Consider the following 3,310-nt stretch of genomic DNA (forward strand, 5'->3'; position numbering starts at 1 on the left):
AGACCTTGTTGAGCAAGTTCATTTAGCGTTTCCTCCAATTTGGCTTTGTTTTCTAGTGTGCAGACAGTTTGGCTAAAAGAATAATAAGGGGAAAGAATGAGGAGAAGAAAGATAAATTTTTTCATTGGCATAAGTTAAAACTGAAGTAGCGATTAACAAAAAGCTAATTTCAATAACGCCAAATCAGATAGTCCAATAACCCATATTAAAGGTTGAGGTATAGCGGCTCAAACACTTTATCGATTCAATAACAAAGTATCTGGTCTTGCCTTAAATGATGGATTGATATTGGTTAAACAAAAAATCCTAACACTTTCGTTTCAGGTTTTGCTCCTCCTATTAATGATGATTGTAACTGGAGTAGGGTATTTTTGATTTTAAAAGAGATTCAAAATCAATCACTTAATTCAAACCCTTATTTAATTGATTTTACTTACTTGTAATAAAAGGATTACTAAAAATCATCTATTAAAAACTAGATAAAGACTTTCACCTGGGTGTTTGTTTGAAGTCTTTTTTAATAAAGTATATAGCTAAGTCAATTTTAATACTCGATACTTAGTCATATAATTTCAGGCAAGATCAGTCTTCAATTCTTTCTGTATTTTTTTACTCCTTTTCTTTTTCATCCTGGATGAAGATGGATGAAGAAGTCAAAGCTTCAAAAAGGAAAAAATCTTCTTATTTGACCAAATAGGTCCTTCGTTAAAGGGTCTTCGATTTTGATGAATGAATAAAAAATGGAGTTGGCTCAGACTGGCAAGTTCTTTAACCTTAAGAATGCCAATGGCCAAGGTTTAATTGGAATCACTTAATTATTTCTTGCAAATATTAATTCGAAAATTAGTATTTATTGCGAATAATTATTACTATAAAACACTCTTGTACAGAAAGTTATAGTAAATTTATTTGAAGCTTAATACTATCGGTATGAAATTGATATTTCCAAGAGAATGTTTTTTAGAGAGATTGAGAATTGTCATTTGGATTCTTGGATTGATTGTTAGTTTTCAGTTTCAGCAATGCACCACACAAAAGATATCGAGAGAATTAATAGAAGTGGAAAATGCTAAAAAGTTAAACCCCAAAAGAGAGTATTTGAAAGTTCATATGAAAAATGGGGAGCTGTATGTGCTCAATAAATGGAAAGCGGAAGAATCGATGCGGTTTATCGAAGGAATGGGAACTCACCTTGATCAGAATAGAAATCCCATTTCGAACAAGCAGGTAGAAGCCCCCTCTGCATATCCCAGTTCTATACAAAGTCTTCAGAAATTCAGGATTCCCTATGATGATATTGTGATCGTGGAGACCAATGACAAAGGAAGAAACCCCGGAGTCACTGCCATGGTAGTTACTTCTGTTCTGACCGTCCCTGTTGCTATATCCTGTATTGTTAACCCCAAATCTTGTTTTGGTTCATGTCCTACCTTCTATGTACAATATACCGAAGGGGAAAAGCTTGTAGCAGAGGGGTTCTCTTCCAGCATCAGTCAATCCCTCGAGGAAAGAGATGTGGATCGTTTTAATTTTTCTTTTGCTTCAGGCCCTATAGAAATTACCATGAAAAATGAGGCTCTCGAGACGCATATGATCAAGTCTGTTAATTTATTGGTTTGCGACAAAGCTCCGGAAAACATGGTTTATGAGGCTAGAAATGCTAGGTTTTTCGAAGTAGATAGTGTCGCGGCACCCCAAAAGGCAGTGTATAATTCTACTTCGATTTTGGAGGAACTGACAAATCTTGACGAAAAGGAATGGTATAGCTTGGCTGATTCTATAAATCTCGCAAGCAAAGAAGAAATCTTATTGGAATTCGACAGCTTCCAAGGATTAAATGGGTTGATTATTGATAAAAGGCAGTCTTTGATGACTACTTTCCTTTTTTATCAAATGCTAGCCTTTTCTGGAAATAATACCAGCTATTTGATCAGCGCTATGGAAACCCATAAGCCCAAATACCAAAAGCGGGTTAGTAAAATGTACGAAATGTTGGGAGGTATAGAGGTGGCTATTCGGGACGAGAAAGGAAACTGGAATAAGGTCGAAGAGATTACCGAATCCGGTCCTATCGCCTCCGATTCCCACTTGATCCCTTTGCCTAAAGTAAATTCTGAAAAATTGCAAATTCGGCTTAGGTTAACCAAAGGACTTTGGCGAATCAATATGGTTAATCTAGCAAGTATCCAAGGAGAGGTAATTCCTCAAAGAATTCAACCTGATAAAGTATTAGCAAAAAAATCTTTGGATGATTTTTCATTAAGTAGGATCAATGATACGACACAATACCTTGTGACTTTCCCCGGTGACGAATTTCGGATTTCTTTTCCTGTAGAGTCTAGTCCAAGTCAGCAGTATTTTTTGGAAAGTCAGGGCTATTACATAGAATGGATGCGGGAAGAATGGCTGAAAGAGGAGAATTTTGCCAGAGTGAAATGGGCTATGTTATTTCCTTCCTCTTTCCTCAAAAAGATAGCTTCAATTTATAAGCAGAATGAAATTGAAATGGAGTCGATATTCTGGAATAGTAAATATGCAAATACTGGAAAGCAATAAAATATGAAACGGATTACTGCGATTCTCTTGATGGTCTTAAATTCATGTACTTCCAATATCATCTTGGCTCCCGAAGGAGCTGTGCCTAAGCGAACTGACCTAGAGAGAGATCTTTATGGAGGATATATCACGATAATAGCGGATGGGAAAACATTGACAGGCGAACTGATAGGTGTAAGAAATGATAGTATCGTGGTGTTAGTAGATAATCAAGCTTTTAGTAAACCTTTAGCTCAGGTTACGTACGGCAAAATAATTGCACACGCCCCAAATTCTTATGTAGCTGGAGGACTATTGCCTATGATTCCCAATGCCATTATGATGACCATAGGAGGGTATGGAGGAACACCTATATTAATGGGTCTGTTTTTAAGTGCTATTAATGCTGGAGGCATGACTGCAGCAATGGCAACCGAAAATCAAAAGTTTAATTATTTTGAATGGGAGAAGGAAAAAGAGGAGCTTTTAAAATATTCTCGTTTTCCCGGAGGAATTCCCGAAAAAGTAGAACTGGGAAGCCTAATGGGCCGGCCATTTCCTGAAGATAACTCAAAAGGTAAAAAGAGAAAATCTTGATTTCGAAGTTGCAACCACCCCCTTCACTTCTGAAATATCGGTTTTAATGGGAATAGAGGGGGGGGGTAATGGTGCGAAAACAAAAAAAGAGGTCAAAAATGACCTCTTTTTTAATTTGGCTCCTCCTCAAGGACTTGAACCTTGGACCCTCTGATTAACAGTCAGATGCTCTAACCAA

At 36.8% G+C, this 3,310-nt stretch carries 2 protein-coding genes; both read left to right on the plus strand.

Annotated features, from left to right (window positions below; all coding sequences use genetic code 11):
* Nucleotides 1-930: 930 nt before the first annotated feature.
* Nucleotides 931-2,556, plus strand: coding sequence for a hypothetical protein (locus tag Q0L68_RS18480; RefSeq protein WP_296705731.1), 1,626 nt, complete (start codon nt 931-933; stop codon nt 2,554-2,556).
* 3 nt (nt 2,557-2,559) lie between these two features.
* Nucleotides 2,560-3,132, plus strand: a complete 573-nt coding sequence (locus tag Q0L68_RS18485; protein ID WP_296705732.1) for a hypothetical protein — start codon at nt 2,560-2,562, stop codon at nt 3,130-3,132.
* Nucleotides 3,133-3,310: the final 178 nt, after the last annotated feature.

Origin of the sequence: Algoriphagus sp. (genome assembly GCF_024642405.1) — a bacterium.
Classification (GTDB): domain Bacteria; phylum Bacteroidota; class Bacteroidia; order Cytophagales; family Cyclobacteriaceae; genus Algoriphagus.

What these genes read in the sequence shown, in the direction of transcription:
- Q0L68_RS18485 (WP_296705732.1), top strand. Translation starts at nt 2,560, where the DNA reads ATGAAACGGATTACTGCGATTCTCTTGATGGTCTTAAATTCATGTACT.
- Q0L68_RS18480 (WP_296705731.1), top strand. Translation starts at nt 931, where the DNA reads ATGAAATTGATATTTCCAAGAGAATGTTTTTTAGAGAGATTGAGAATT.